Genomic DNA, 26035 nt, shown 5'->3' with positions numbered 1-26035 from the left:
CAGGCCTATCCATGAGCAGCTACCAAGACCGCTGGCAGACCGTCCAGGTCGAGATCGACGCAGGCATCGCCTGGGTCACCCTGAACCGGCCGGACAAGCGCAACGCGATGAGTCCCACCCTCAATCGCGAAATGATCGACGTGCTGGAGACGCTGGAGCTGGACAGCAGCGCCGAGGTGCTGGTGCTGACCGGCGCCGGCGAATCCTGGTCGGCCGGCATGGACCTGAAGGAATACTTCCGCGAGACCGACGGCAAGGAAGAGATCGTGCAGGAGCGCATGCGCCGCGACTGCTCGCAGTGGCAGTGGCGCCTGCTGCGCTTCTACAGCAAGCCGACCATCGCCGCGGTCAATGGCTGGTGCTTCGGTGGTGCGTTCTCGCCGCTGGTCGCCTGCGACCTGGCCATCGCCGCGGACGAGGCGGTGTTCGGGCTGTCGGAGATCAACTGGGGCATTCCTCCGGGCAACCTGGTCAGCAAGGCGGTCGCCGACACCATGGGCCACCGCAACGCCATGCTCTACATCATGACCGGGCGCACCTTCACCGGCACCGAGGCGGCGCAGATGGGCCTGGTCAACACCAGCGTGCCGCGCGCGCAGCTGCGTGAGGAAGTGACCAAGCTGGCGCAGGAACTGCAGCAGAAGAACCCGGTGGTGCTGCGCTTCGCCAAGCACGGCTTCAAGCGCTGCCGCGAGCTGACCTGGGAGCAGAACGAGGACTACCTGTACGCCAAGGTCGACCAGTCCAATCACCGCGATCCCGAAAAGGGCCGGCAACAGGGCCTGAAGCAATTCCTGGACGACAAAACCATCAAGCCCGGTCTGCAGACCTACAAGCGCTGACCCGTCGCGTCGCCTGCGGCCCCGCGGGGCCGCGGCGGCGTTGCCGCACGCCGTGCCGTCTCTCTCCCCCGGATGGTTCCGATGAATGCCGCTGAGTCCGTTGCCACCGCCGCGCGCTACCGTCCTGTCGGACTGAGCCACGCGGATACCGAGGTCCACCGCGATACCGACGGCGTGCTGCGCCTGCGCGCGCGCGAACCGCTGGCGCCGCTGCCCAGGCACCTGCTGCAGCGCCTGCAGCACTGGGCGCTGCACACCCCCGAGGCGACCTTCGTGGCGCAGCGCGACGACGCCGGGCAGTGGCGGCGGCTGAGCTACGCGCAGATGCTCGAGCGCACCCGCCGCATCGCCGCGCACCTGCTGGACATGGGCCTGTCGGCGCAACGGCCGCTGGCGATCCTGTCGGGCAACGATCTGGAACACCTGCAGCTCGCGTTCGCGGCGATGTATGCCGGCATCCCGTACTGCCCGGTGTCGCCGGGCTACGCGTTGCTGTCGCGCGATTTCGCCAAGCTGCGGCATGTGGCCGAGGTGCTGCGCCCGGGCCTGCTGTTCGCCAGCGACGGCGACGCATTCGCCCCGGCGATCGCGGCGGTGTTCCCCACCGATGTACCGGCAGTGTGCGTGCGCGGCACCCTGCGCGATCGTGCTTGCCTGCGCTTCGAGGAACTGCTGGCGCCGCGCGCGCTGGACGCCGCCGATGCCGCTTTCGCCGCCTGCGGCCCGGACAGCATCGCCAAATTCCTGTTCACCTCTGGCTCCACCCTGCTGCCCAAGGCGGTGATCACCACCCAGCGCATGCTGTGCGCGAACCAGCAGATGCTGTTGCAGACCTTTCCGGTGCTTGGCGAGACGCCGGTGCTGGTCGACTGGCTGCCGTGGAACCACACCTTCGGCGGCAGCCACAACATCGGCATCGCCCTATACAACGGCGGCAGCTTCTACCTCGACGACGGCAAGCCGACCCCGGCGCTGTTCGAGCAGACCTTGCGCAACCTGCGCGAGATCGCGCCCACCGTATACCTGAGCGTGCCGCGCGGCTGGGAACAACTGGCGCAGGCGCTGGAACAGGATGCGGCGCTGCGCGAGACGTTCCTGTCGCGCATGCGCATGTTCTTCTTCGCCGCCGCGGCGCTGTCGCAGGAAGTGTGGGACCGCCTGGAGCGCATCGCCGAGGCGCATTGCGGCGAACGCATCCGCATGCTCGCCGGCCTGGGCATGACCGAATGCGCGCCGTCGTGCACCTTCACCCACGGCACCAGCAATACCCCCGGCGATGTCGGCGTGCCGGCACCGGGCTGCGAGGTCAAGCTGGTGCCGGTCGGCGACAAGCTGGAAGCGCGCTTCCGCGGGCCGCACGTGATGCCGGGTTACTGGAACGCGCCGCAGCAGACCGCCGAGGCCTTCGACGAGGAAGGCTTCTACCGCTCCGGCGACGCGCTCAAGCCGATCGATCCGCAGCATCCCGAGCGCGGCCTGTTGTTCGACGGCCGCCTGGCCGAGGATTTCAAGCTGTCTTCCGGCGTGTTCGTCAGCGTCGGCCCGTTGCGCACGCGGGTGCTGATGGAAGGTGCTGCGTACGTGCAGGACGTGGTGGTCACCGGTGCCGACCGCGACGCCATCGGCCTGCTGCTGTTCCCGCGGCTGGACGCGCTGCAGGCGCTGTCCGGGCTGCCGGCGCAGGCCGAGACGGCGCAGGTGCTGCAGGCGCCGCCGGTGCGCGCCTGGCTGCAGCGCCTGCTCGACACGCTCAACCGCAGCGCCACCGGCAGCGCCAGCCATGTCGCGCGCGCGGCGTGGCTGGAGCAGCCGCCGAACCTGGAGGCCGGCGAAATCACCGACAAGGGTTCGATCAACCAGCGCAACGTGCTGCGCGCGCGGGCGGCGCTGGTCGAACAGCTCTACGCCGGCACCGCACCGGGCGCGGTGGCGGCGCCGCCGTCATGACCGCACCACTCGGCCGCGCGACCGGATAGCGGACCGCGCTCCTTCGCATCACTGGCTTCGAGACTTGGGAGGGAATCGATGACTGTGCCTCATGCGCGCGCACGCCGTGCGCCCCGTACCGTGTGCCTGGCAATGTTGTGCAGCGTCGGCTGCGCCCAGGCCGATGCCGAAAACAACGGCCCGCAGGGCAAGCTGCTGGCCGATCAGGAAGACTATTCGGCGCTGGCGGCGCGTCCGCGCCAGGGCTGGGAGAAATGGAAATACATCCCCGTCGGCGATGGCTGGCTCAGCCTCGGCGGCGAGAGCCGCACGCTGTACGACTACCGCGAGCACGCCGGCTTCGGCCGTTTCGCCACCGATCCGCACGGCTATGCACAGCAGCGCCTGCGCTTGTGGGCCGACTACCGGCCCTCGGCGTATGTGCGTCTGTTCGGCGAACTCGCCGATAGCCGCGTGGCTGGCCTGCAGACACGGCCGGTGCAGGCCACCGACCGCAACCCGCTGGACCTGGCGCAGGGCTTCGTCGAACTGTCCGACGGGCAGAAGGAGCCGGCCTGGCGCCTGCGCGCCGGCCGCCAGCAGATCGCCTACGGCTGGCAGCGCCTGCTCGATCCGCGCGACCCGGCCAATTCGCGCATGCCGTTCGACGCGGTGCGCCTGCTGACCCGGCAGCCGCGCTGGAGCGGCGGCCTGCTGTGGGGGCGCCCGGTGCTGACCCGTACCGGCAGTTTCGACGACCGCACCAACCGCGACCAGCGCCTGTGGGGCGCACATGCCGAAGTGCCGCTGTCGCCCAGCCAGCCGAAGGCGGCGTTGCTGGAGACGCTGTACCTGGACACCGTGCAGGACGGGCGTCGCTATGGCGGGGTGGTCGGCGAGGAGCATCGGCACACCTTGTCCACGCGCCTGAGCGGCGCGGTGCAGGGCTGGGACTACGACCTGGAGCTGATCGGCCAGCGCGGCCGGTTCGCCGGCCAGCGCGTGCGCGCCTGGCAGGGCACGCTGTTCGGCGGCTATACCTTCGCCACGACGACGTGGACGCCACGCCTGGGCTGGCGCATGGAGGTCTCGTCCGGCGATCGCGATCCGCGCGATGGCGAACTGAACACCTTCAACGGCCTGTACGCGCGCGCCTCGGTGTTCGACGGCAGCATGATCAGCAGCAACGTGCGCGCCATCGGTCCGGAACTGGTGCTGCGTCCCAGCGAGCGGCTGTGGATCGACATGTACGTGCTCAAGCTGCAGCGGCAGAGCCTGCACGACGGCGTGTACGCGGCCGGCTGGCGGGTGCTGCAGCCGGGCGACGCCAACGATGCGCGCGACATCGGCACGCGCTCGGTGCTGTGGGTGAAGTATCGCTTCAACGCCTTCGCCAGCCTGGACGTGTACGCCCACTACACCCAGGCCGGGCCGTTCCTGCGCGAGGGACCGGTGCGCGGCCGCGACTACTTCTACATCGCCCCCTTCCTGACCCTGCGCTTCTGAGCCGGAGCCTTTCCATGCGCGATCCGCTGCCATCGTCTGCGCCGTACCGCCCGCTGTATGCGTGGTACGTCACCATCGTGCTGTTGCTGGCCTACACGCTGTCCTTCGTCGACCGGCAGATCCTCGGATTGCTGGTGCAGCCGATCAAGCGCGACCTGCAGCTGTCCGACTCGGCCTTCAGCCTGGTCCACGGCTTCGCCTTCGCGGTGTTCTACACGCTGATCGGGGTGATGCTCGGCCGCGTCGCCGACCGCCGCAACCGCCGCAACCTGATCGTGCTCGGCGTGGTGGTATGGATCGCGGCGACCGCCGCCGGCGCCTACGTCACCAGCTTCTTCACCCTGTTCCTGGCGCGGGTGTTCGTCGGTGTCGGCGAGGCCTCGCTGTCGCCGGCGGCGTACTCGATGCTGGCCGACTACTTCCCGCCGGAAAAACGCGCGCGGGCGATGAGCGTGTACACCTCCGGCGTCTACATCGGCTCGGCGGCGGCGTTCATCGTCGGCGGCCTGGTGATCGCGGCCACCAGCAAGGAGAGCACGGTGCTGCTGCCGCTGCTGGGCAGCTTCCGGCCCTGGCAGGCGGCCTTCATCCTGGTCGCGCTGCCCGGGCTGGCGGTGATCGCGCTGATGGCCACGGTGCGCGAGCCGGCGCGGCGCGAGCAGGCCGCCGCGGTGCCGAGCGTGCGCCCGGACCTGAGCCACCTGCGTGACAACGCGCGGGTGTACCTGGCGCTGTTCCTGGCCAACGGCGTGATCGCGATGATCACCTTCGGCATCACCGCCTGGTTGCCGGCCACCTTCATCCGCCGCTGGCAGTGGACCCCGGGCGAGATCGGCCCGGCCTACGGCATCATCATCCTCACCTTCGGCATCGCCGGCATGCTGTTCAGCGGCTTTCTGGCCGACCGTCTGGCCGTACGCGGCAGCCGCGACGCGGCACTGAAGATCTCGCTGGTCGGCGCCGTGCTGCTGGTGATCAGCAGTGCGCTGTTCGCGGTGGCACCAGGGCCGTGGCCGGCGCTGGCGGCGATCGCGCTGACCACGTTCGTGCTGGGTATGCCGGTGGCGCTGGCGCCGGCGATCCTGCAGGCGGTCACCCCCAATCGCCTGCGCGGCCAGGTCACCTCGATCTACCTGCTGCTGGTCAACCTGATCGGGCTGGGCCTGGGGCCGTACCTGGTGGCGCTGGGCACCGACCACGTGCTCGCCGACGAGCGCCAGGTCGGGCTGTCGCTGGGCGTGGTGTGCATGGGTGCGGCGCTGCTCGGCGCGCTGTGCCTATGGACCGCCGCCGCGCCGTACCGGGCGCTGCTGCGGCGCGTGGACGCGGCGTTGTGACCATGCGCGGCCATGCCCCTACAATGCAATGGCGACGGCACCGCCGGCCGGCGCCGACGGATGCGTGCGCAGCCGCCGTGACCTGGCCGCAGGACGCCCCATGCAGGAAGCGCAGTGAGTTCGAAACCGAGTCCCGAGATGTCCAACAGCGCGTTGCCCGCCGATCCGCACACGGCGGACAGCGTGGACCAGCGACGCCTGACCAGCCTGATCGGCTACCGCATCACCCGCACCGAACTGCAGGTGCGGCGCCTGTTCCAGGACTGCGTGCGCGCCTTCGAGCTGAAGCCGGTGGAGTATTCGCTGCTGGTGCTGGTGGACGCCAATCCCGGCATCAACCAGCGGCAGCTGGGCGAGGTGTTGAGCGTGTCGCCGCCGAACCTGGCGATCGTGGTCGCGCGCCTGGTCAAGCGCAAACTGCTGCGGCAGGTGCGCGGGCGCCAGGACCGGCGCATGCAGCATCTGCATCTGACCACCGCCGGCACGGCGCTGCTGGCGCAGGCCGAAGCCGAAGTGGTGCGCATGGAGCAGCAGCTCGGCACCGCCCTCGGCGCGACCTCGGCACGCGCGCTGCTGCAGGCGCTGGACCGGCTGGACGCGCTCGACCGCCTGTAGCGGCCCCCTGCGGCGCGGCTGGTTCTTGCCGTCCGCCCTTCTTTCTCGCTGATTCCCGACTCGCCGCAAGCGTCCCGCTGACGGCGTGCGTCGCCGCGTGGTCGCGCCCTGCGCGCGCTGCGTGTTCGCGTTCCTGTCCCCCCGCACCCCGCCGTTCCCCTTTCGCTTGGAGTGCCTGCCCGTGAAGCGTGTCCGCTACCGTGTCCCCTCGTCGCCGCGTGCCCCTGCGCGCCTGTCTCTGCTCGCCGTGCTGGCCATCGCCTGGGTCGCACCGGCGGCCGCGCAATCGGTGCCGCAGAGCGCCACCTTGCCGACCGGCATCAATACCGGTGGCACCAGCTTCTTCGACGGTTTCAGCAAGCCCAACCCGGGCTGGACCGCGATCCAGTACCTGCGCCGCTACGACTTCGACGCGATCAAGGACGCGCACGGCGACGACGTGCCGGTGTTCCGCGATCCGCACATCGGCTCCTCGGTGTGGGTCACCCAGGTCGCCTACCTCAGCGACCACAAGCTGTTCGGCGGCTCCCTCGGCATCACTGCACTGGCAGCGCTGGTCGATCTGGATACGTCGTTCGCGTACGACAGCCCGGTGGCGCTGCGCGACAACGGCGCCGGCCTGGGCGACCTGACCATCGGCCCCTACCTGCAGATGGCACCGGTGATCCGCAATGGCCGCCCGGTGTTCTCGCAACGCTTCGAACTGGATGTGCTGGCGCCGATCGGCAAGTTCGACCGCAACCGCGACGTCAACCAGGGCGCGGGCTACTGGTCGGTGCTGCCGAGCTGGGCGTTCAGCATCCTGCCGACGCCGCGCTGGGAAATCAGCGGACGGCTTAACTACATTTACAACTTCCGCGCCGACAAGGCCTCCAACGTGCCGCAGGGCGACGGTTTCGTGTTCCGCAACGGCCAGGCCGGCGACGCGGCGTGGCTCAACTTCGCCAGCTCGCTGGAAGTGGTCAAGGACCTGCACCTGGGCATCAACGGCTACTACCTCAAGCAGTTGCGCGACAACCGCACCAATGGCCAGCGCGTCGCCGACAGCAAGCAGACCCAGTTCTACCTGGGCCCCGGCCTGTCCTGGCGGATCGACCAGAAGAACATCTTCAACGCCAACTTCTACATGCCGGTGGAGGTCAAGAACGCGCCCTCCGGCCACAACGTCAACGTCCAGTACATCCACGTCTTCTGACCAACTTCGCAACGGACACGCGCTGCCATGAACCTGCACAACAAGACAATCCTCGTCACCGGCGTGGCCTCCGGCATCGGCGCCGAGGTCGCGCGCCTGGCGCGCTTCCACGGCGCCACCGTGATCGGCATCGACCGCCAGCCGGTCAACATGACCCTGCACGGCTTCCACCAGGCCGATCTGGGCGACCCGGCCTCGATCGACGCGCTGGTGGCGCAGCTGCCCGAGCGCATCGATGCGCTGGCCAACATCGCCGGCGTGCCCGGCACCGCGCCGGTGGACGTGGTGGCGAAGGTCAACTACCTGGGCCTGCGCCACCTCAGCCAGGCGTTGCTGCCGCGCATCGTGCCCGGCGGCAGCATCATCAACATCGCCTCCATCCTCGGCGCCGAGTGGCCGCAGCGGCTGGACCTGCACAAGCAGCTGGCCGCCGCCGACAGCTACGCCGCCGGCAGCGACTGGCTGGCGGCGCATCCGGTGCCGCAGGCGACCTGCTACCAGTACTTCAAGGAAGCGCTGATCGTGTGGACGCTGCTGCGCTCGCGCGACTGGTTCGCCGCGCATTCGGTGCGGGTCAACAGCGTCGCGCCCGGTCCGGTGTTCACGCCGATCCTGGGCGATTTCGTCACCATGCTCGGGCCCGAGCGGGTCCAGGCCGATGCCGGCAAGATGAAGCGCCCGGCCTATGCCGACGAGGTCGCCGAAGCGGTGGTGTTCCTCGCCTCCGATGCGGCGCGCTGGATCAACGGCGTCAACCTGCCGGTGGATGGCGGCCTGGCCGCCACCGCCCTCTGAACCACTCTTTCTTCCTCTTTCCACGAGAGTACACAGCATGCACAGCACCGAACCCCTGGCCGCCGCATCCACCTGGAGCGAGCGCATCTTCAACGGCGAGTGGGTCGCCGCCCAGGGCGGCGTCCTTGAGGTGATCGAACCGGGCAGCGGCACGCCGCTGCACCGCGTAGGCCAGGCCAATGCCGCCGACGTGGCCGCGGCGGTAGCCCAGGCGCGCGACGCGCAACGCGCCTGGGCGGCCACGCCGCCGCGCGAGCGCGCGGCCGTGTTCCATCGCGCCGCGCAGGTATTGCAGCAGCATGCGGCCGCGGCCGCAGCGCTGATCGCCCGCGAGACCGGCGGCATCCTGCCCAAGGGCGAGCACGAGGTGCGCGAGGCGATCGTGCTGCTGCAGCAGGCCGCGGCGATGCCGCTGCAGGCGCAGGGCCAGGTGCTGCCGACCGCGCCGGGCCGGCTGAGCCTGGCGCGACGCCTGCCGCTGGGCGTGGTCGGGGTGATCTCGCCGTTCAACTTCCCGCTGGTGCTGTCGCTGCGTTCGGTGGCGCCGGCGTTGGCGGTGGGCAACGCGGTGGTGCTCAAGCCGGATCCGCGTACGCCGTACGCCGGCGGTTTCGTCATCGCCGAGGTGCTGCAGCAGGCCGGCCTGCCGAAGGGCCTGCTGCACGTGCTGCCAGGCGGCGCGGATGCCGGCCAGGCGCTGGTCGAAGCGCCGGGCGTGCCGATGATCGCGTTCACCGGTTCCACTGCCGCCGGCCGCCGCATCGGCGAGCTGGCCGGCAAGCACCTGAAGAAGACCGCGCTGGAACTGGGCGGCAAGAACTCGTTGATCGTGCTCGACGATGCCGACCTGGACAAGGCGGTGTCGGCGATCGCCTTCGGCGCGTACTTCCACCAGGGCCAGATCTGCATGGCCACCGGCCGCGTGCTGGTCCAGCGCAGCATCGCCGCCGAACTGACCCGGCGCCTGGCGGAGAAGGCACGGCACCTGCCGGTTGGCGACCCGGCCACCGCACACGTGGCACTCGGTCCGATCATCGACCAGCGCCAGCTGCAGCACGTCAAGGACGTGGTCGATGCCTCGGTGGCGGCGGGCGCCGTGGTCGAGGCCGGCGGCACCCACGAGGGGCTGTTCTATGCGGCCACGGTGCTGTCGAACGTGCAGCCGGGCATGCCGGCGTTCGAGGAGGAAGTGTTCGGCCCGGTCGCCAACGTCATCGCCTTCGACAGCGACGACGAGGCGGTGGCGCTGGCCAACCAGACCGAGTACGGCCTGTCGGCCGGCATCCTGTCGGCGTCGGTCGGTCGCGCGATGGCGTTGGGCGAGCGCCTGCACACCGGCCTGCTGCACATCAACGACCAGACCGTGGCCGACGAAGTCACCAATCCCTTCGGCGGCACCGGCGCCTCCGGCAACGGCACCAGCATGGGCGGCCCGGCCGACTGGGGCCAGTACACGCACTGGCAGTGGGTGACGATCCAGGACAGCGCGCCGCAGTATCCGTTCTGAGGACAAGTCGCCGGGCGTCGATGTGGCGCCCGGCTGTGCTCGTGGATGCATTGATTGCGGGAGAGATGATTGTTCCGTTGCGTGCGTGTTGAGCTACGTGCGGCCAATAGGGCCCTGGCACCGGCACCGGCGCCGACACTGCATTGTGGGAGGGACTTCAGTCCCGACGCTTCTGCGGTGACTCGCCATCTCAGCCGCGACGAACGAAGCGGGACTGGTCGATCATCGATCACGCGTCGGGACTGAAGTCCCTCCCACAGTAAAGCGACCGCACCGCGATCTCCGTACTGGCTGCGGGTCGTGTCACCCCTGCGCGCGCTGCCGGAACTGGATCGGCGAACATCCCGCATGCCGGCGGAAGCAGCGGCTGAAATACGCCGCATCGGCATAGCCCAGGACTTCCGCGAGCTGCTGCACGGTCAAGGTGGTGTAGACCAGGCTGCGTCGCGCTTCGAGCATGATCCGCCGCTGCAGCAACTCCAACGCCGAGGCGCCGGCCAGGCGCCGGCACAGCGCGTTGAGATGGCTGCGGCTCAGCCCGAGCCGGTCGGCATAGCGGGCCAGGGGCCAATGTTCCCGGTAATGCGCGTCGATCAGCGCGCTATAGGCGCGCACGTGGCGCGCGCCGCGGTCGGCATCGTGCGGATCGCGATGGGCATCCGCCAGCGCGCCGCGCGCCGCCCACAGCAAGGCCTGCGTGACCAGCGCCTGCAGCATCGGCTCGCGGCCGGGGCGGTGCTGTGTGTGTTCGGCGGCGATGGCGGCGAAGCAGGCGTCCAGCATCGCTTGCTGATCGCCGGCGGGCAGGCACAGCGGCCGCGCCAGCGCTTCGTCCAGATTCGGCCATTGCGCCGCCAGGCGCTGCCGCAGCGGCGCCGACACGGTCACGACATGGCCGCGCACGTTGCGCTGGAAACGGAAGCCGTGCACGCACAGCGGCGGCAACAGCAGCATGCATGGCCCGCGCAGGCGCTGCTGCGTTCCGTCCAAGTGCAGGCCGGCACTGCCGCGTTGCAGATACAGCAGTTGCAGCAGATCGCCGTGGCGGTGCGGGCGGATGTGCCAGTCGTGCAGGCGGCTGCGCGCGGCGATGGATTCCCAGTGCAACAGGTCCGATGTTCCTCTGTCGCCGGTCTCGCCGTACAGGCGGAAGGCCGGGACCACGGCGGGCGATGCGACAGCGGCGGAGGCAGTGCGGGGCATCGGCGAAAAGTACCGGAATCGGTCGCGATGATCCATGTCCTCGGCACGCCGCAACCGGAACACTGTGGGTCTGTCCCATTCTTCGGAGGACGTATGCGTACCCAGGTCGCCATCGTCGGCGCCGGCCCGGCCGGGCTGCTGCTCGGGCAGTTGCTGCACGGCCACGGCATCGACACCGTCATCGTCGAGCGGCAGACGTCGGAACACGTGCTGTCGCGGATCCGTGCCGGTGTGCTGGAGCAGGGCACCGCCGACCTGCTGTGCGCCGCCGGTGCCGGCGCGCGCATGCAGCGCGAAGGCATCGTCCACCATGGCTTCGAGCTGGCGCTGGAGCAGCGCCGCGAACGCATCGAACTGAGCGCGGCGACCGGTGGCCGTGCGGTCACCGTCTACGGCCAGACCGAAGTGACCCGCGACCTGATGGACGCACGCCGCGCCGCCGGCGCCGCCACCCTCTATTCCGTCGAGGATGTGCAGTTGCACGACATCGCCGGGCTGCAGCCGTGGCTGAGCTTCGTGCAGGATGGCGTCACGCAGCGCCTGGATTGCGACTACGTGGTCGGCTGCGACGGCTTCCACGGGGTCAGCCGCCGCGCGATCCCGGCCGAGGTGCTGCGTGTGTACGAGCGGATCTATCCGTTCGGCTGGCTGGGCGTGCTGGCCGACACTCCGCCGGTGGCCGACGAACTGATCTATGCGCGCAATGCGCGTGGTTTCGCGCTGTGCAGCATGCGTTCTCCCACCCGCACCCGCTACTACGTGCAGGTGCCGGCGGACGAGCGGGTGGAGGACTGGTCGGACGATCGCTTCTGGGACGAACTGCGCCGGCGTCTGCCCGACGACGTGGCGCAGGCGATGGTCACCGGTCCGTCGCTGGAGAAGAGCATCGCGCCGCTGCGCAGTTACGTCGCCGAACCGATGCAGTACGGCCGCCTGTTCCTCGCAGGGGATGCCGCGCACATCGTGCCGCCGACCGGCGCCAAGGGGTTGAACCTGGCGGCCGGCGATGTCGGCCTGCTCGCTCACCTGTTCGCGCAGGCGCAGCAGGAGCGCAGCGACGCGCCGCTGCAGCGCTATTCGGAACTGGCCCTGCAGCGCGTGTGGAAGGCCGAGCGCTTTTCCTGGTGGATGACCACGATGCTGCATCGCTTCCCGGACGAGGACGCGTTCAGCCGGCGCCTGCACGATGCAGAACTGGACTACCTGCTCGGCAGTGCCGCCGGACGCGCGACCATTGCCGAGAATTACGCGGGATTGCCGTTGGCGCTTTAGCGGGGGGATTGGGGAGTCGGGATTGGGGATTCGTAAAGCCGCGTCCCGGTTCCCCTGCGCACGTCGATGGTGTCCTTTCTCCGCTTTCTTTCAATCCCGAATTCCGAATTCCCACTCTCGACAGAAGAGCCGTCGGTCATTGCGATCGATGACGGCGATCAGGCGCGCCGATGGATGAGGGTGCAGAGCGCCAACACATCGCGGCGCCATGCACTGCATGCGCACCTTCAGGTGCGTGTTACCGCGCCATTTCTGATATCGAGGTAACTGTGGCGATTCTCCCAGACCAGGAAAAAAGCCGGTAAATCCGCGTGCTTTTCGCGATTTACTGCCTCGCGCAGGCACGGCGCGTTGCTACGCTGCAGCCGCGCCGGTGCCGACGTTGCCGCGCATCGCGGTAGCGCAGCGGCACTGCGCATTCCCCCTGTTCCCCCATCGGAGAGTCTTCCATGAAGATCCGTTTTCAGGCCTGTCTGCTGGCGCTGCTGCTTGCGCTCCCGGTCGCGTCCGCGTTCGCGCAGACCGCGGTCACCGCCAATCCCAACCACGCGCAGCTGCTGCACGGCGAGGACTGGCGCACCACCGCCAACAAGCGCCTGGTCTACGACTTCTGGCGCATCGTGTTCGAAGCCGGGCACACCGAATATGCGCCGATGTACATGGCCAAGGATTACATCCAGCACAACCCGAACGTGGCCAACGGCCGCGATGCGTTCCTGGCGTTCCTGACCTCCTTCGTCAAGCCGACGCCGATCCGGCCGCGCGTGCAGTTGCCGCTGGTGGCGATCCTGGCCGAGGGCGACTACGTGACCCTGGTGTCGGTGCGCACGCTGCCCGATCCCAAGGACGCCAGCAAGACCTACACCACCACCTGGTTCGACATGTTCCGCATCCAGAACGGCAAGATCCAGGAGCATTGGGACGCGGCGACCAAGTGAGGTCGCGTCGCGCGCGTTGATCGCTGGCAGGCGCCGTCCACCCGCGTGGACGGCGCCTGCGCGCTGCGAGGGGAATGCGCGCAGGCGTCAGAACGCGTCGGCGCGGTAGCCGGTGTCGATGCTGACGCTGCCGCCGAGCGCGCGCGAGACGCAGGCGCACAGCTTGCGGTTGCTGTGGCGCTGTTCGTCGCTGAGGAACACGTCGCGGTGGTCCAGCGGCGCGGCCGCGTCCAGCACCTCGACCACGCACAGGCCGCATTCGCCGCGGCGGCAGTCGGCCATGACTTCCACGCCGGCCGCGCTCAGCGCATCCAGCAGCGACTCGTTCTCGGCGACCTGCACGGTCTTGCCCAGCGCCGGTACCTGCACCACGAACGGCTGCGCCGGTGCGTTGCCGCTGTTGCCGAAGGTCTCGAAATGCAGGCGCGCACGCGCGCGGCCGTCGTCGCGCCAGCGCTGCCGCAGTTCGTCCAGCAGCGGCAGCGGGCCGCAGGCGTAGACGTCGGCGTTGCGCGGCCACTGCGCGATCCGCGCGGCCAGCTCGAGCTGGCCCAGATGCTCCGGGCAGAACAACTGCAGGCGCTCGCCCAGCAGATCCTGCAGATGCTCCAGGTAGGCCATGCTGGCGCGGCTGCGGCCGGCGTAGAGCAGTTGGAACGGGATGTGTCCGCGCGCCAGCCGTTGCGCCATGCCCAGGATCGGGGTGATGCCGATGCCGCCGGCGACCAGCACGATGTGCTCGGCGGTCTCGTCCAGCGCGAAGTGGTTGTTGGGAGAGGAAATCTCCAGTTGGTCGCCTGGCGCCAGCGTCCACATCGCGCGCGACCCGCCGCGGCTGCCTGGCACCGCGCGCACCGCGATGCGGTAGTGGCCGTCTGCGGCGGGTTCGCCGACCAGCGAGTAGGAGCGCTCGTGCCAGGCCTCGCCGATGCGCACGCGCACGTCGAGGTGGCTGCCCACGCTAAAGGAGCGGCTGGCGCGACCGGGATCGAGGACGATCTCGCGCACGTCCTGGCACGGCGTGGCGACGGCGACGACGCGGGCGGTGGTCCACTGGGTGTCTTTGCGCATGGCGGGGTCCGGCAGGCGGGAAGGGGAGACGGGCGTCTGTGCGCCGCGATCAGGTGGGTGGGCGGCGCCGCAGCAGGCGGCTGCCGGGGATCTGGCCCAGCGTGTTCTGGTCGTGCAGGGCGTGGTGGGCGTTGCGTTGCGCCAGCCGCGCGTGTTCGCGCATCAGCGCTTCGGCGCGCGCGCCTTCGCGGCGCACGATCGCGTCCAGCACCTGACGGTGCTGGTCCTGCGCGATCGACAGCACGGTGGCGGCCTGGCCGCGTTCGAGCACGAAGCTGCTCGGCGAGGCGAACGGCAACTGCGCGACGCGCGCGAACTCGCGTGAGAGCAGCGCACTGCCGGCCATCTCGAACAACAGGGCATGCCATTGCGCGTTGCAATCGACATAGCGGGCGAAGGCCTCCTCGCTCAGCGGTCGCGCCGCCAGGACGGCGTCGATCTGCGCCAGCAACGCCTGCGCCCGCGCCAGCAAGGCCGGCTCGGCACCGCGCTCGGCCGCGCGGCGCGCGGCCAGCCCTTCCAGGGTGCCGCGCAGTTCGATGGCGTCGTCCACATCGGCCTCGTCGAACGCCTGCACCGCGTAGCCGCCGCCACGCAGCGGCTGCACCAGGCCTTCCTCGGCTAGTCGCTGCAGGGCGGCGCGCACCGGCGTGCGCGAGACGCCCAGGCGCTCCACCAGCGCGACCTCGGACAGGCGCTCGCCGGCGGGCAGGGCGCCGGCCAGGATCAGCTCGCGCACTTCGAGCAGGGCGCGGGTGGTCTGCGCGGCACTGGAGCGGAACGGATGCGCGGCGGACATGGCGGTGGCTCCGGGATCCTGGCGGCGGTTCATCCGACCATGCGCAGCTGCAGGTCCTGGTTGCGCTGCTCGGCGGCGACCATGCGCTCGATCAGCCGCCGCGCCCACATGCCGCCGGCATCGACGTTGAGGTTGTAGAACACGTGGTCCGGATGCGCGTCGATGGCGCGCTGCTGCGCTTCCAGGATCAGCTCGTCCTCGCCGAACACACCGCTGACGCCGTCGCGCAGGCGCGTGGTGATCGACTGCTCGTGCAACGAATGGTTGCGCGCGAATGCCCAGAAGTAGTGGCACGTGCGATCGGTTTCCGGGGTGATGGTGTTGAGCACGTAGCCGTTGACCCCGCGCGAGCGGTCGCCCTGCGGCGCGCCGCTGCCGGCCACCGCCACGCCCACATCGATGGCGATGGTGCAGGGCGCCTCGAAGCGGATGATCTGCCAGCGGTCGACCTTGCCGCGGTAGCCGTGCGCATGTTCGATCTGCCAGGCCCAGAACGGCGGCGGGTCGATGTCCAGCATCCAGCGCGAGACCACCGTGCTGCGTTCGCCATGGACCACGTCGAACGGCGCCTCGGCGACCTCGTCCTGGCCGATGCTGGAGCCGTGCACGAAGGTCTCGTGGGTCAGGTCCATCAGGTTGTCCAGCACCAGCCGGTAGTCGCACTTGACGTGGATGGTGCGGCCATCGCCGGCCCAGGCCGGGTCGTCGTTCCAGTGCAGGTCCGGCACCAGTGCGGGGTCGGCCAGCGCCGCATCGCCCGGCCACACCCAGACGTAGCGGTGCCGTTCCACGGTGGGGAAGCGGCGCACGCAGGCGGACGGGTTGATCGTGTCCTGCGAGGGCATGTGCACGCAGCGCCCGTTCGTGTCGTAGACCAGGCCGTGATAGCCACAGACCACGTCGTCGCCGCGCAGCCGGCCCATCGACAGCGGCACCAGCCGATGCCAGCAGGCGTCCTCGAGCGCGGCGACGCGGCCGCTGCTGGTGCGGTACAGCACGATGTCCAGATTGCACACCTTGCGCGGCAGCAGCGCGTGCTTGACCTCGTGATCCCAGGCGATGGCGTACCAGGCATTGAGCGGAAATGCCGGAGCGGACGACTGCATGGCGGCGACCTCGATTGTGTATACAACAGGCTGGGGAAGATCCTTGCGTGTTGCGGGCCGATGGCGAATGCGCAATGCCATCGCGCCGTCGCCCGATGCGGGGCGACGGCGGAATGTATACAACAGGGCGGGACCGGCACGCCGTTGCCATGGCGTTAAATTGTTCGTTTATCGAACTATGCATCCGATAATCGGATTGACCGCCCGCCGGAGCGGGCCTAACGTGGCCTCCCGAAGCGACCTGGAGGAGGATGTCGTGGCAGACCCCGTAATGCGCCTGCGCCCCTGTGCGCTGTGCCCCTGGCCGGCGACGGCGGAGCGGCGCCGATGATCGACAAGACCCTGGCTTCGTGCGCCGACGCAGTGGCCGACATCCACGATGGCGCCACGGTGATGATCGGCGGCTTCGGTACTGCGGGCATGCCCGATGCGCTGATCGATGCACTGATCGCGCAGGGCGCGCGCGAGCTGACCATCGTCAACAACAACGCCGGCAACGGCGAGACCGGGCTGGCCGCGCTGATCAAGCACAAGCGCGTGCGCAAGATTGTGTGCTCGTTCCCGCGGCAGAGCGACTCGCAGCACTTCGACGCGGCCTACCGCGCCGGCGAGCTGGAACTGGAGCTGGTGCCGCAGGGCAACCTGGCCGCGCGCATCCACGCGGCCGGCAACGGCCTGGGTGCGATCTTCACCCCGACCGGCTACGGCACCGAGCTGGCCGCCGGCAAGGAGACCCGCGAGATCGATGGCCGCCACTACGTGCTGGAGTATCCGATCCGCGCCGATTTCGCGCTGATCAAGGCGCACCACGGCGACCGCTGGGGCAACCTGGTGTACCGCAAGACCGCGCGCAACTTCGGCCCGCTGATGGCGATGGCCGCGACCTGCGCGATCGTGCAGGTGGAGCAAGTGGTGGAACTCGGCGCACTGGACCCGGAAGCGGTGGTGACGCCGGGCATCTTCGTGCAACGCGTGGTGGCGGTGGCCACCGCACAGGAGGGCGCATGCACGCATTGAACGGGCGCGGCATCGACCGCAACGCGCTGGCTGCGCGGGTGGCGCGCGACATCCCCGAGGGCGCCTACGTCAACCTGGGCATCGGCCTGCCGACCGCGGTGGCCAACTTCCTGCCGGCGGACAAGGAGATCTTCCTGCACAGCGAGAACGGCCTGCTCGGCATGGGGCCGGCGCCGCCGCCGGGGCAGGAGGACCTGGACCTGATCAACGCCGGCAAGCAGCCGGTGACGCTGCTGACCGGCGGCTGCTATTTCCACCACGCCGACTCGTTCGCGATGATGCGCAGCGGGCGCTTGGACGTGTGCGTGCTCGGCGCGTTCCAGGTGTCGGTGCATGGCGACCTGGCCAACTGGAGCACCGGCGCGGCCGATGCCATCCCTGCGGTCGGCGGCGCGATGGATCTGGCGATCGGCGCCAAGCAGGTCTACGTGATGATGGAGCTGCTGACCAAGCGCGGCGAGCCCAAGCTGGTGAACGCCTGCAGCTATCCGTTGACCGGACTGCGCTGCGTCTCGCGGGTATACACCGACCTGGGCGTGTTCGCGCTGGGGCCGGACGGCGCGCGCGTGCTCGAACTGGTCGAAGGCGTGAGCCTGGACGACCTGCGCCAGGCCACCGGGCTGGCGCTGACCCTGGCCGATTCCACGGAGGCGGCATGAACGAGGCCTACATCATCGACGGCGTTCGCACGCCGATCGGCCGCTACGGCGGCGCCCTGGCCGGGGTGCGCGCGGACGACCTCGGCGCGGTGCCGCTGCAGGCGCTGCTGGCGCGGCAGCCGCAGCTGGATCCGGCGCAACTCGACGACGTCTACCTGGGCTGCGCCAACCAGGCCGGCGAGGACAACCGCAACGTCGCGCGCATGAGCCTGCTGCTGGCGGGCCTGCCGTTCGGCGTGCCGGGCAGCACGGTCAACCGCCTGTGCGGCTCTGGCCTGGATGCCATCGGCACCGTCGCGCGCGGCATCCGCGCCGGCGAGCTGGGCCTGGCCATCGCCGGCGGCGTCGAGTCGATGTCGCGCGCGCCGTGGGTGATGGGCAAGGCCGACAGCGCCTTCGCCCGCAACCAGCAGCTCGAAGACACCACCATGGGCTGGCGCTTCGTCAATCCGAAGCTGCAGCAACTGTATGGCGTGGAGCTGATGGGCGAGACCGCCGAGAACGTGGCCGCACGCTACGGCATCTCGCGCGAGGACCAGGACGCCTTCGCCCTGCGCAGCCAGCAGCGCACCGCGGCCGCGCAGGCCGCCGGTTTCTTCGACGGCGAGATCGTGCCGGTGACCGCCCCGGGAAGGAAGCGCGGCGAGACCATCGAGGTCGGTGTCGACGAGCATCCGCGCGCCGACACCACACTCGAGGCGCTGGCCAGGCTCAAGCCGATCTTCCGCCAGCCCGGCACGGTCACCGCCGGCAATGCCTCGGGCATCAACGACGGCGCCGCCGCGCTGCTGCTGGCCAGCGCCGCGCAGGTGCAGGCGCTGGGCCTGACCCCGCGTGCACGCGTGCTGGGCTTCGCCAGTGCCGGCGTGGAGCCGGCCTACATGGGCATCGGCCCGGTGCCGGCCACGCGCAAGCTGCTGGCGCGGCTGGGGCTGTCCATCGGCGACTTCGATGCGATCGAACTCAACGAGGCGTTTGCCGCGCAGGGCCTGGCCTGCCTGCGCGAACTCGGCGTCGCCGACGATGCCGCACACGTCAACGCCAACGGCGGCGCGATCGCGCTCGGTCATCCGCTGGGCATGAGCGGCGCGCGCCTCGCCCTGACCCTGCTGCGCCAGCTCGAGGCCAGCGGTGGTCGCCGCGGTCTGGCGACCATGTGCATCGGCGTCGGCCAGGGCGTGGCGCTGGCGATCGAGCGGCTGTAGCCGCTCGCCCCATCGACGCTGCGCCGCATACGCCTGCATCATTCTTCCAGCCAACCGGCTCCGCGCGGAGCCAGCGAGACCGCACGATGCGCGACGACACCCCCATCGATCCCCTGCTCGGCTATCGCCGCCCGTACCCCGGGACGCAGCCGGCCTACCTGCACCCGCCCTACGCCTCCACCGGCGCGCGCGGCCCGACCCGCGATCCGATCGCGATCCCGCTGACCCTGTCCGAAGCGACCGGCCCGACCCTGGACCGCACCACCCTGGGCGAACACGCCGCCGATCTCACCGCCGGCTTCCCCGGCGCGCCGCTGGGTGAGCGCATCATCGTCAGCGGGCGCCTGCTCGACGAGAACGGCAAGCCGGTGCGCAACAGCGTGGTCGAGGTGTGGCAGTGCAACGCCGCCGGCCGCTACCTGCACGCCGGCGACCAGCACGACGCGCCGCTGGATCCCAACTTCACCGGCACCGGCCAGGTGCTGACCGACGACCACGGCCGCTACCGCTTCACCACCATCAAGCCCGGCGCCTATCCGTGGCGCAACCACTACAACGCCTGGCGCCCGGCGCACATCCATTTCTCGCTGCACGGCGACGGCATCGGCCAGCGCCTGGTCACCCAGATGTATTTCCCCGGCGACCCGCTGCTGGCGTTCGACCCGATCTTCAACTGCGTGGAGGACCCCAAGGCACGCGAGCGCATGGTCTCCGCGTTCGACTGGGAGACCACCGCCAACGAGTTCGCGCTGGGCTACCGTTTCGACATCGTCCTGCGCGGACGCAAGCAGACCCCTTGGGAGTGAGGCGATGAGTTTCCAGGCAACCCCTTCGCAGACGGTCGGCCCCTATTACCGGATCGGGCTGGAACCGCTGTACCGCACCGAGATCGCGCCGGCGCAGGCGCAGGGTACCCACGTGGAGATCGTGGGCAGCGTGTTCGACGGCAACGGCGCACCGGTCGGCGATGCGCTGCTGGAGATCTGGCAGGCCGATGCCGCCGGCATCTACGACCATGCCGCCGATCCGCGCCGCGGCGAACACGATCCCGCCTTCCACGGTTGGGGCCGGGTACCGACCGACGCGCAGGGCCGCTTCGCCTTCCGCACGGTCAAGCCCGGGTGCGTCGCCGGGCCCAAGGGTCTGCAGGCACCGCACCTGGTGGTGCTGGTGTTCATGCGCGGCCTGCTGCGCGCCGCGCCGACCCGGCTGTACTTCGGCGACGACAACCTGGATGGCGACGCGATCCTGGCGCAGGTGCCGGCCGAGCGCCGCGCGACCCTGGTCGCGCAACCGCAGGCGCCCAACCGCTACCAGTGGGACGTGCGCATGCAGGGCGAGCACGAGACCGTGTTCTTCCGCTACTGAGCGCAGCGACATCCCGCACAGGCCGCAGCGGTTACGCTGCATGATCTTTCCACCGCCTACGAACCGATGAGCGTCTCCGAGTCCCTGTTGCGTCCGCTGTTCGGCGATCCGGCCGTCGATGCGCTGTTCGACGACCGCGCGCGCCTGCAGGCCATGCTCGACGTGGAAGCGGCGCTGGCGCGCGCGCAGGCACGCTGCGGCGTGATCCCGGCCGACGCAGCGGCGCCGATCGCCGCCGCCTGCGATGCCGCGCGCTACGACCTGCCGGCGCTCGCCGCCGTCACCGCGCTGGCCGGCAATCCGGCGATCCCCTTGGTCAAGGCGCTCACCGCGCAGGTCGCCGCCGTCAATGAAGACGCCGCGCGCTGGGTGCACTGGGGCGCGACCAGTCAGGACATCATCGACAGCGGCACGGTGCTGCAGCTGCGCGCCGCGCTCGACCATGTGGAAGCGCAACTGGACGCGCTGTGCACGGCGCTGGCGGCGTTGGCGCAGCGCGAGCGCGACACCGGGCTGCCCGGGCGCACCCTGTTGCAGCAGGCGGTGCCGGTGACCTTCGGGCTGAAGGCCGCGGGTTGGCTGGACGCGCTGCAGCGCAGCCGCCGACGCCTGCAGGCGCTGCGCGAGGATGCGCTGGTGCTGCAGTTCGGCGGTGCCGCCGGCACCCTGGCTGCGCTGCAGTCGCAGGGCCTGGCCGTGGCCGAGGCGTTGGCCGAGGAATTGCGGCTGCCGCTGCCGGCGCTGCCCTGGCACGCGGCGCGCGACCGGATCGGTGAGATCGGCGCGGCGTTCGCGCTGCTGGCTGGCAGCCTCGGCAAGATTGGCCGCGACGTCGCCTTGCTGATGCAGTCGGAAGTGGCCGAGGCGTTCGAACCGGCGGCGGCGGGCAAGGGCGGCTCCTCGGCGATGCCGCACAAGCGCAATCCGGTCGGCTGCGTGGTCGCGATCGCCGCCGCCACGCGCGCGCCCGGCCTGCTGGCGACCTTGTTCGCGGCGCTGCCGCAGGAACACGAGCGCGCGGTCGGCGGCTGGCATGCCGAATGGGAAACCTTGCCGGAACTGGTGCGCCTGAGCGCCGGCAGCCTGGCGCAGGTGCGGGTGCTGGTCGAGGGCCTGGAACTGGACCGTACGCGCATGGCCGCGCATCTGGACAGCCATGGCGGCCTGCTCTACGCCGAGGCGGTGGCGGTGACCCTGGCCGCGCATCTGGGCAAGGCCGCCGCGCACGCGCTGGTGGAAACCGCGGTGCGCCGCGCGCTGGCCACGCAGCAGCACCTGCGCGCGGTGCTGGCCGAGGAGCCGCAGGTGACCGCGGTGCTGGCGCCGGCGGATCTGGATGCGCTGTTCGCCAGCGACAGCTGGCGCGGCATGGCCGCGGTGTGGATCGAGCGCGTGCTCGCCGCGCAGGTGCGCGCGTGAGCCGTCGCGCCGTGCCTGTCTGCCGCAGCGTCGGCGCCACGTTCTAGACTTGCCGGTGCCGCGCGGTTCCATGCCGCGACGGCCCCTTCCACTTTCCCTGCGAGCGCCGCCCATGCCGATCCTCGACCTGCCCACGCATCGTCTGCATTACCGCATCGACGGCAGCGAAGGCCGTCCGTGGCTGACCCTGTGCAACTCGCTCGGCACCGACCTGCACATGTGGGACGCGCAGATCGCCGCGCTGTCGCCGCACTTCCGCGTGCTGCGCTACGACCGTCGCGGCCATGGCGCCTCCACCACCCCGCCGGCGCCCTATGCCATCGCCGACCTCGGCGGCGACGTGGTGGCGCTTTGGGATGCGCTGTCGATCGAGCGCAGCCATTTCTGCGGCCTGTCGATCGGCGGGCTGACCGGGCAGTGGCTGGGCCTGCACGCGGGCGAGCGCCTGCTCAGCCTCACCCTGTGCGCCACCGCGGCCAAAATCGGCAGCGCCGAGAGCTGGCAGGCGCGCATCGAGCAAGTGCGCGCCGAGGGCCTGGCGCCGCTGTGCGAAGGCACCCGCACGCGCTGGTTCACCCCGGCCTTCGCCGAGGCGCAGCCGGCGACCGTCGAGGCGATCCTGGACAGCTTCCGCGCCACCGATGCGCAGGCCTACATCGGCTGCTGCCAGGCGCTGGCCGAGGCCGACTTCCGCGCGCGCCTGGGCGAGATCCGTGTGCCGGTGCTGGCCGTGGCCGGGCACGACGATCCGGTGTGTCCGCCAGCCGATCTGCAGGCCATCGCCGCGCAGGTGGCGCAGGGCGAGGAGGCCGAGGTGCACGGCCGCCACCTGTGCAACGTCGAGTCGCCGCACGCCTTCAACGATGCGCTGCTGCGCTTCCTGCTGCAGTAGTCAGCGCCCGCTTTTCCCCACGTTTCAGGAGTCGCCCCGATGGACGAGAACGAACGCTACGCCGCCGGCCTGCAGGTGCGCCGCGCGGTGCTCGGCGATGCCCACGTCGATCGCTCGCTGGCCGCGCGCACGCCGTTCACCGAGGAATTCCAGGAATTCATCACCCGCACCGCCTGGGGCACGGTATGGACCCGCGAGGGCCTGCCGCGGCACACGCGCTCGCTGCTGACCCTGGCGATGATGGTGGCGCGCGGCCACGACGAAGAGTTCAAGCTGCACGTGCGCGCCGCGCGCAACAACGGCGTCAGCGCCGACGAGATCAAGGAAGTGCTGCTGCAGGCGGCGATCTATTGCGGCGTGCCCGCGGCCAACCACGCCTTCGCCCTGGCCGCGCCGATCCTGGCCGAGCAGGCCGCCGAGGGCGGCGCATAGCGCGCGCCGCGCGCGCTCAGCGCACCTTGCGCACTTCGGTGACCGCAGGGCTCAGCCGCGTGCCATCGGCGGCGCGCGGCTGCATGCGCGCGACCGGCTTGCCGCTGCGCGTGTCGATCAGCACCGAGTGGCGCTCGCCTTGGTCGAACAGATGCCGTTCGCCCCACTGCCGCAGCGCCAGCACCACCGCGAACAGGTCCTCGCCCTTGGCGCTCAGCGCGTACTCGCGGTAGGCGCTGCCGTCCGACGCCTCGCGCGTCTCCAGGATGCCGGCCTCGACCAGCTTGCGCAGACGGTCGGCCAGGATGTTGCGGGCCATGCCCAGGCTGCGCTGGAAGTCGCCGAAGCGGCGCACGCCATCGAAGGCATCGCGCACGATCAGCAGCGACCAGCGGTCGCCGATCAGGTCGGCGCTGCGCGCCACCGGGCAGGGCGACGCGGGCAGGGCAGGGCGGGACGGCATCGGCGTTTCCGGTCGGCGCTCGGCGGCAGTGGTTGCATTTTAAAACCTATCGGCCTAGCCTGAAACAAGTTTCGTTTTGAAACTGGAATGGGCGAGTCTTCGATCATGCACTCCGTCACCGCGGTGCCCTCCATGCCGCGTCGTCTGGTCTGGCTGTTCGCCATTGCCAGCGGCCTGAGCGTGGCCAACGTCTATTACGCGCAGCCGCTGCTGGATACGCTGGCAGCGGATTTCCGCATCGGCCCGGCAGCGGTGGGCGGCGTGGTCAGCGCCGCCCAGGTCGGCTGCGCGCTGGCCCTGCTGTTGCTGGTGCCGCTGGGCGACCTGGTGGAGCGTCGGCGTCTGATGGCTGCGCAGGCGCTGGGACTGGTCGCGGCGCTGGTCGTGGTGAGCGTGGCGCGGTCGGCGCCGGTGTTGCTGGCCGGCATGCTCGCCGTCGGCATGCTGGGCACGGCGATGACCCAGGGCCTGATCGCCTACGCCGCCAGCGCCGCGGCGCCGCAGGAGCAGGGGCGGGTGGTCGGTGCGGCGCAGGGCGGTGTGTTCATCGGCCTGTTGCTGGCGCGGGTGTTCGCCGGCGGCGTCAGCGACCTAGCCGGCTGGCGCGCGGTCTATGGCGGGGCCGCGGCGCTGATGCTGGCGCTCGCGCTGCCGCTGTGGCGCTGGTTGCCGGCGCTCCCGGTGCCGCCGCAGCCACTGCGCTATCTGCGCCTGATCGCGTCCATGCTGACGCTGCTGCGGCAGGAGCGTGTGTTGCAGGTGCGCGGCGTGCTGGCGCTGTTGATGTTCGCGGCGTTCAACATCTTCTGGAGCGCGTTGGTGCTGCCGTTGCGCGCACCGCCGTACGCGTTCTCGCACACCGCCATCGGCGCCTTCGGTCTGGTCGGCGCGGTCGGTGCGCTGGCGGCCGCACGGGCCGGACACTGGGCCGATCGCGGCCATGCCCAGCGCACCAGCGCCGCGGCGCTGGTGGTGCTGGTGCTGGCCTGGTGGCCGCTGTCGTGGCTGCCGTACTCGCTGGCCGCGCTGCTGCTCGGCATCGTCCTGCTCGACCTGGCCGGGCAGGCGTTGCACGTCACCAGCCAGAGCATGATCCTGCGCGGCCGGCCGCACGCGCACGGCCGGCTGATCGGCCTGTACATGCTGTTCTACGCGGTGGGCAGCGGACTGGGCGCGATCGGCACGACCGCGACCTATGCCCAGGCGGGTTGGACCGGCGTGTGCCGCCTGGGGGCGGCGGTCAGCCTGCTGGCGCTGCTGTTCTGGTGGGCGACGCGGCGGCTCGGCGCGGCGCCCGCGGCGCTCAGTCCAGCACCCGGCTCAAGCGCTGCGCCGCATGCCGCAGCGCCGGCAGCACCGTGCTCTGCAGGCTGCCCAGGGTCATCCGCGCCACCGAGCTGCCGACGTTGAGCGCGGCGACCACGCGGTCCTGGCGGTTGCGCACCGGCACCGCCACCGAGCGCAGGCCGATCTCCAGTTCCTGGTCCACCACCGCGTAGCCGTCGCGCTGCACGCGCTCGAGCAGGGCCTGGAACTGCGCGCGGTCGGTGACGGTGCGTTCGGTGCGCGGGCGCAGCGGATTGCGCTCCAGATAGCTGTTCAAGGTGTCGCCCGGCTGCGCCGCCAGCAGTACCCGGCCCATTGAGGTGCAGTACGCCGGCAGGCGGCTGCCGGCGCGCAGGCCGATCGACATGATCCGCACGGTTTCCGCACGCGCCACGTACAGCAGGTCGTCGCCATCGAGCACGCCCAGCGAGCAGGACTCGTGCAGGGTGTCGCGCAGCGCGTCCAGCACCGGCTGCGCCGCCACCGACAGCGCGGCGGTGGACAGGTAGCCGCTGCCGATGCCCAGCGCGCGCGGCAGCAGCACGTAGCCGCGGCCGTGGGTGCCGGCGTAGCCGAGCTTCTCCAGCGTGTACAGCACGCGCCGCACCGCCGCGCGCGGAATGCCGGTATCGGCGCTGAGCTGGGCCATGCTGACGTCGCGGCTGTGCTGGCCGAAGGCGCTGAGCACGGCCAGACCGCGTGCCAGCGAGGTCATGAAGTTCGGATCGCCTTCGCATTCGCCGATGCGCCGCATCAGCTCCGCGGCCAGGCCGCGCTCCGGCGGGGTGGGGGCGGTGACGGCACGCGCGGTGCGGCGTGCGCGAGGGGGACGCGGGGACTCGGACATGGAAGCGGCGGCGGCGGCGATGCGTCCGATGGTAGTGGCTGCGCCTGCGGGCGTCGATGCCGCGGAAGCAGGTGGGCGCGGCGGCAGCCGCTCCTGCGGTTCTTTTTCGTCCGACACGCAAATCTCAAGCGAAAGCAAAGGCTTTCGCCCTCACGGGCGAGTTACTTTTCTTTGCTCGCGCAAAGAAAAGTAACCAAAAGAAAGCGCGCCCTGCCTCGCGCCCTCCGCGCTGCGCGCTCCGGGTCCGCGTCCATCACGGGGATCCGCGGAAGGGGCATCCTGCCCCTGCCGCGGC

The 26035-nt window shown here is 70.4% G+C and carries 25 protein-coding genes; 19 read left to right on the top strand and 6 right to left on the bottom strand.

Annotation, left to right across the window (positions count from 1 at the left end):
• Positions 1-11: 11 nt before the first annotated feature.
• From CEK66_RS01450 to CEK66_RS01415, 8 genes are all read left to right on the top strand, one after another.
• On the top strand, positions 12-842 hold the full coding sequence (locus tag CEK66_RS01450; RefSeq protein WP_152235712.1) for a p-hydroxycinnamoyl CoA hydratase/lyase: 831 nt from the start codon (positions 12-14) through the stop codon (positions 840-842).
• 81 nt (positions 843-923) lie between these two features.
• Complete coding sequence (locus tag CEK66_RS01445; protein ID WP_152235711.1) at positions 924-2789, top strand: feruloyl-CoA synthase; 1866 nt, start codon at positions 924-926, stop codon at positions 2787-2789.
• Positions 2790-2921: 132 nt separating this feature from the next.
• On the top strand, positions 2922-4274 hold the full coding sequence (locus tag CEK66_RS01440; protein WP_152235710.1) for an alginate export family protein: 1353 nt from the start codon (positions 2922-2924) through the stop codon (positions 4272-4274).
• A 14-nt stretch (positions 4275-4288) separates the two neighbouring features.
• The gene (locus CEK66_RS01435; protein WP_152235709.1) at positions 4289-5611 is read left to right on the top strand and encodes an MFS transporter; all 1323 of its coding nucleotides are present in this window, start codon (positions 4289-4291) and stop codon (positions 5609-5611) included.
• A 138-nt stretch (positions 5612-5749) separates the two neighbouring features.
• Complete coding sequence (locus CEK66_RS01430) at positions 5750-6226, top strand: MarR family transcriptional regulator (protein ID WP_148828161.1); 477 nt, start codon at positions 5750-5752, stop codon at positions 6224-6226.
• A gap of 232 nt (positions 6227-6458) precedes the next feature.
• Complete coding sequence (locus CEK66_RS01425; protein ID WP_152235727.1) at positions 6459-7421, top strand: transporter; 963 nt, start codon at positions 6459-6461, stop codon at positions 7419-7421.
• 27 nt (positions 7422-7448) lie between these two features.
• The gene (locus CEK66_RS01420; protein ID WP_152235708.1) at positions 7449-8216 is read left to right on the top strand and encodes a coniferyl-alcohol dehydrogenase; all 768 of its coding nucleotides are present in this window, start codon (positions 7449-7451) and stop codon (positions 8214-8216) included.
• Between the two features lie 37 nt (positions 8217-8253).
• The gene (locus tag CEK66_RS01415; RefSeq protein WP_148828155.1) at positions 8254-9723 is read left to right on the top strand and encodes a benzaldehyde dehydrogenase; all 1470 of its coding nucleotides are present in this window, start codon (positions 8254-8256) and stop codon (positions 9721-9723) included.
• A 303-nt stretch (positions 9724-10026) separates the two neighbouring features.
• Here the strand turns inward: CEK66_RS01415 and CEK66_RS01410 are convergent, their stop codons facing one another.
• Positions 10027-10926: a helix-turn-helix domain-containing protein gene (locus CEK66_RS01410; protein WP_152235707.1), complete on the bottom strand. Its 900-nt coding sequence runs from the start codon at positions 10924-10926 to the stop codon at positions 10027-10029.
• 93 nt (positions 10927-11019) lie between these two features.
• Here CEK66_RS01410 and pobA point away from each other — a divergent pair, with 93 nt between their 5' ends.
• Positions 11020-12198 carry a 4-hydroxybenzoate 3-monooxygenase gene (gene pobA / locus CEK66_RS01405; RefSeq protein ID WP_152235706.1) on the top strand — a complete coding sequence of 393 codons (1179 nt, stop codon included), beginning with the start codon at positions 11020-11022 and terminating at the stop codon, positions 12196-12198.
• Between the two features lie 449 nt (positions 12199-12647).
• Positions 12648-13136: a nuclear transport factor 2 family protein gene (locus tag CEK66_RS01400; protein WP_152235705.1), complete on the top strand. Its 489-nt coding sequence runs from the start codon at positions 12648-12650 to the stop codon at positions 13134-13136.
• An 87-nt stretch (positions 13137-13223) separates the two neighbouring features.
• Here the strand turns inward: CEK66_RS01400 and CEK66_RS01395 are convergent, their stop codons facing one another.
• From CEK66_RS01395 to CEK66_RS01385, 3 genes are read right to left on the bottom strand one after another with little or no spacing between them, the layout of a single operon-like run.
• Positions 13224-14207 (bottom strand): PDR/VanB family oxidoreductase, encoded by a 984-nt coding sequence (locus CEK66_RS01395; protein WP_152235704.1) that lies wholly within the window; start codon positions 14205-14207, stop codon positions 13224-13226.
• A gap of 49 nt (positions 14208-14256) precedes the next feature.
• Positions 14257-15006: a GntR family transcriptional regulator gene (locus tag CEK66_RS01390; protein ID WP_152235703.1), complete on the bottom strand. Its 750-nt coding sequence runs from the start codon at positions 15004-15006 to the stop codon at positions 14257-14259.
• 29 nt (positions 15007-15035) lie between these two features.
• The gene (locus tag CEK66_RS01385) at positions 15036-16112 is read right to left on the bottom strand and encodes an aromatic ring-hydroxylating dioxygenase subunit alpha (protein WP_152235702.1); all 1077 of its coding nucleotides are present in this window, start codon (positions 16110-16112) and stop codon (positions 15036-15038) included.
• A 327-nt stretch (positions 16113-16439) separates the two neighbouring features.
• On the opposite strand from CEK66_RS01385, the gene CEK66_RS01380 reads away from it, so the two are divergent.
• The 8 genes from CEK66_RS01380 (at position 16440) to pcaC (ending at position 23104) form a co-directional block, all read left to right on the top strand.
• Positions 16440-17129, top strand: a complete 690-nt coding sequence (locus CEK66_RS01380) for a 3-oxoacid CoA-transferase subunit A (RefSeq protein ID WP_017908144.1) — start codon at positions 16440-16442, stop codon at positions 17127-17129.
• On the top strand, positions 17117-17788 hold the full coding sequence (locus CEK66_RS01375; protein ID WP_017908145.1) for a 3-oxoacid CoA-transferase subunit B: 672 nt from the start codon (positions 17117-17119) through the stop codon (positions 17786-17788). Before CEK66_RS01380 ends, CEK66_RS01375 begins: the two co-directional genes overlap by 13 nt.
• Positions 17785-18993 (top strand): 3-oxoadipyl-CoA thiolase, encoded by a 1209-nt coding sequence (gene pcaF, locus CEK66_RS01370; RefSeq protein ID WP_152235701.1) that lies wholly within the window; start codon positions 17785-17787, stop codon positions 18991-18993. Before CEK66_RS01375 ends, pcaF begins: the two co-directional genes overlap by 4 nt.
• Before the next feature lie 86 nt (positions 18994-19079).
• On the top strand, positions 19080-19799 hold the full coding sequence (gene pcaH, locus CEK66_RS01365; RefSeq protein WP_017908147.1) for a protocatechuate 3,4-dioxygenase subunit beta: 720 nt from the start codon (positions 19080-19082) through the stop codon (positions 19797-19799).
• Positions 19800-19803: 4 nt separating this feature from the next.
• The gene (gene pcaG, locus CEK66_RS01360; RefSeq protein ID WP_152235700.1) at positions 19804-20361 is read left to right on the top strand and encodes a protocatechuate 3,4-dioxygenase subunit alpha; all 558 of its coding nucleotides are present in this window, start codon (positions 19804-19806) and stop codon (positions 20359-20361) included.
• A 66-nt stretch (positions 20362-20427) separates the two neighbouring features.
• Positions 20428-21780, top strand: a complete 1353-nt coding sequence (locus CEK66_RS01355; RefSeq protein ID WP_152235699.1) for a 3-carboxy-cis,cis-muconate cycloisomerase — start codon at positions 20428-20430, stop codon at positions 21778-21780.
• 112 nt (positions 21781-21892) lie between these two features.
• The gene (gene pcaD / locus CEK66_RS01350) at positions 21893-22672 is read left to right on the top strand and encodes a 3-oxoadipate enol-lactonase (protein WP_152235698.1); all 780 of its coding nucleotides are present in this window, start codon (positions 21893-21895) and stop codon (positions 22670-22672) included.
• A 39-nt stretch (positions 22673-22711) separates the two neighbouring features.
• The gene (pcaC, locus tag CEK66_RS01345; protein ID WP_152235697.1) at positions 22712-23104 is read left to right on the top strand and encodes a 4-carboxymuconolactone decarboxylase; all 393 of its coding nucleotides are present in this window, start codon (positions 22712-22714) and stop codon (positions 23102-23104) included.
• 16 nt (positions 23105-23120) lie between these two features.
• Here the strand turns inward: pcaC and CEK66_RS01340 are convergent, their stop codons facing one another.
• The gene (locus CEK66_RS01340) at positions 23121-23567 is read right to left on the bottom strand and encodes a helix-turn-helix domain-containing protein (protein WP_152235696.1); all 447 of its coding nucleotides are present in this window, start codon (positions 23565-23567) and stop codon (positions 23121-23123) included.
• Between the two features lie 105 nt (positions 23568-23672).
• Here CEK66_RS01340 and CEK66_RS01335 point away from each other — a divergent pair, with 105 nt between their 5' ends.
• The gene (locus CEK66_RS01335; RefSeq protein ID WP_226978457.1) at positions 23673-24977 is read left to right on the top strand and encodes an MFS transporter; all 1305 of its coding nucleotides are present in this window, start codon (positions 23673-23675) and stop codon (positions 24975-24977) included.
• Here CEK66_RS01335 and CEK66_RS01330 read toward each other — a convergent pair.
• Positions 24871-25740 carry an IclR family transcriptional regulator C-terminal domain-containing protein gene (locus CEK66_RS01330; protein ID WP_152235694.1) on the bottom strand — a complete coding sequence of 290 codons (870 nt, stop codon included), beginning with the start codon at positions 25738-25740 and terminating at the stop codon, positions 24871-24873. The genes CEK66_RS01335 and CEK66_RS01330 overlap by 107 nt on opposite strands.
• Positions 25741-26035 lie beyond the last annotated feature (295 nt).

It is taken from the genome of Xanthomonas sp. LMG 12460, from assembly GCF_009192895.1.
GTDB lineage: Bacteria > Pseudomonadota > Gammaproteobacteria > Xanthomonadales > Xanthomonadaceae > Xanthomonas_A > Xanthomonas_A sontii.
The sequence above is the reverse complement of the archived record's forward strand: the minus strand, read 5'-3'. Positions and strand labels throughout refer to the sequence as shown.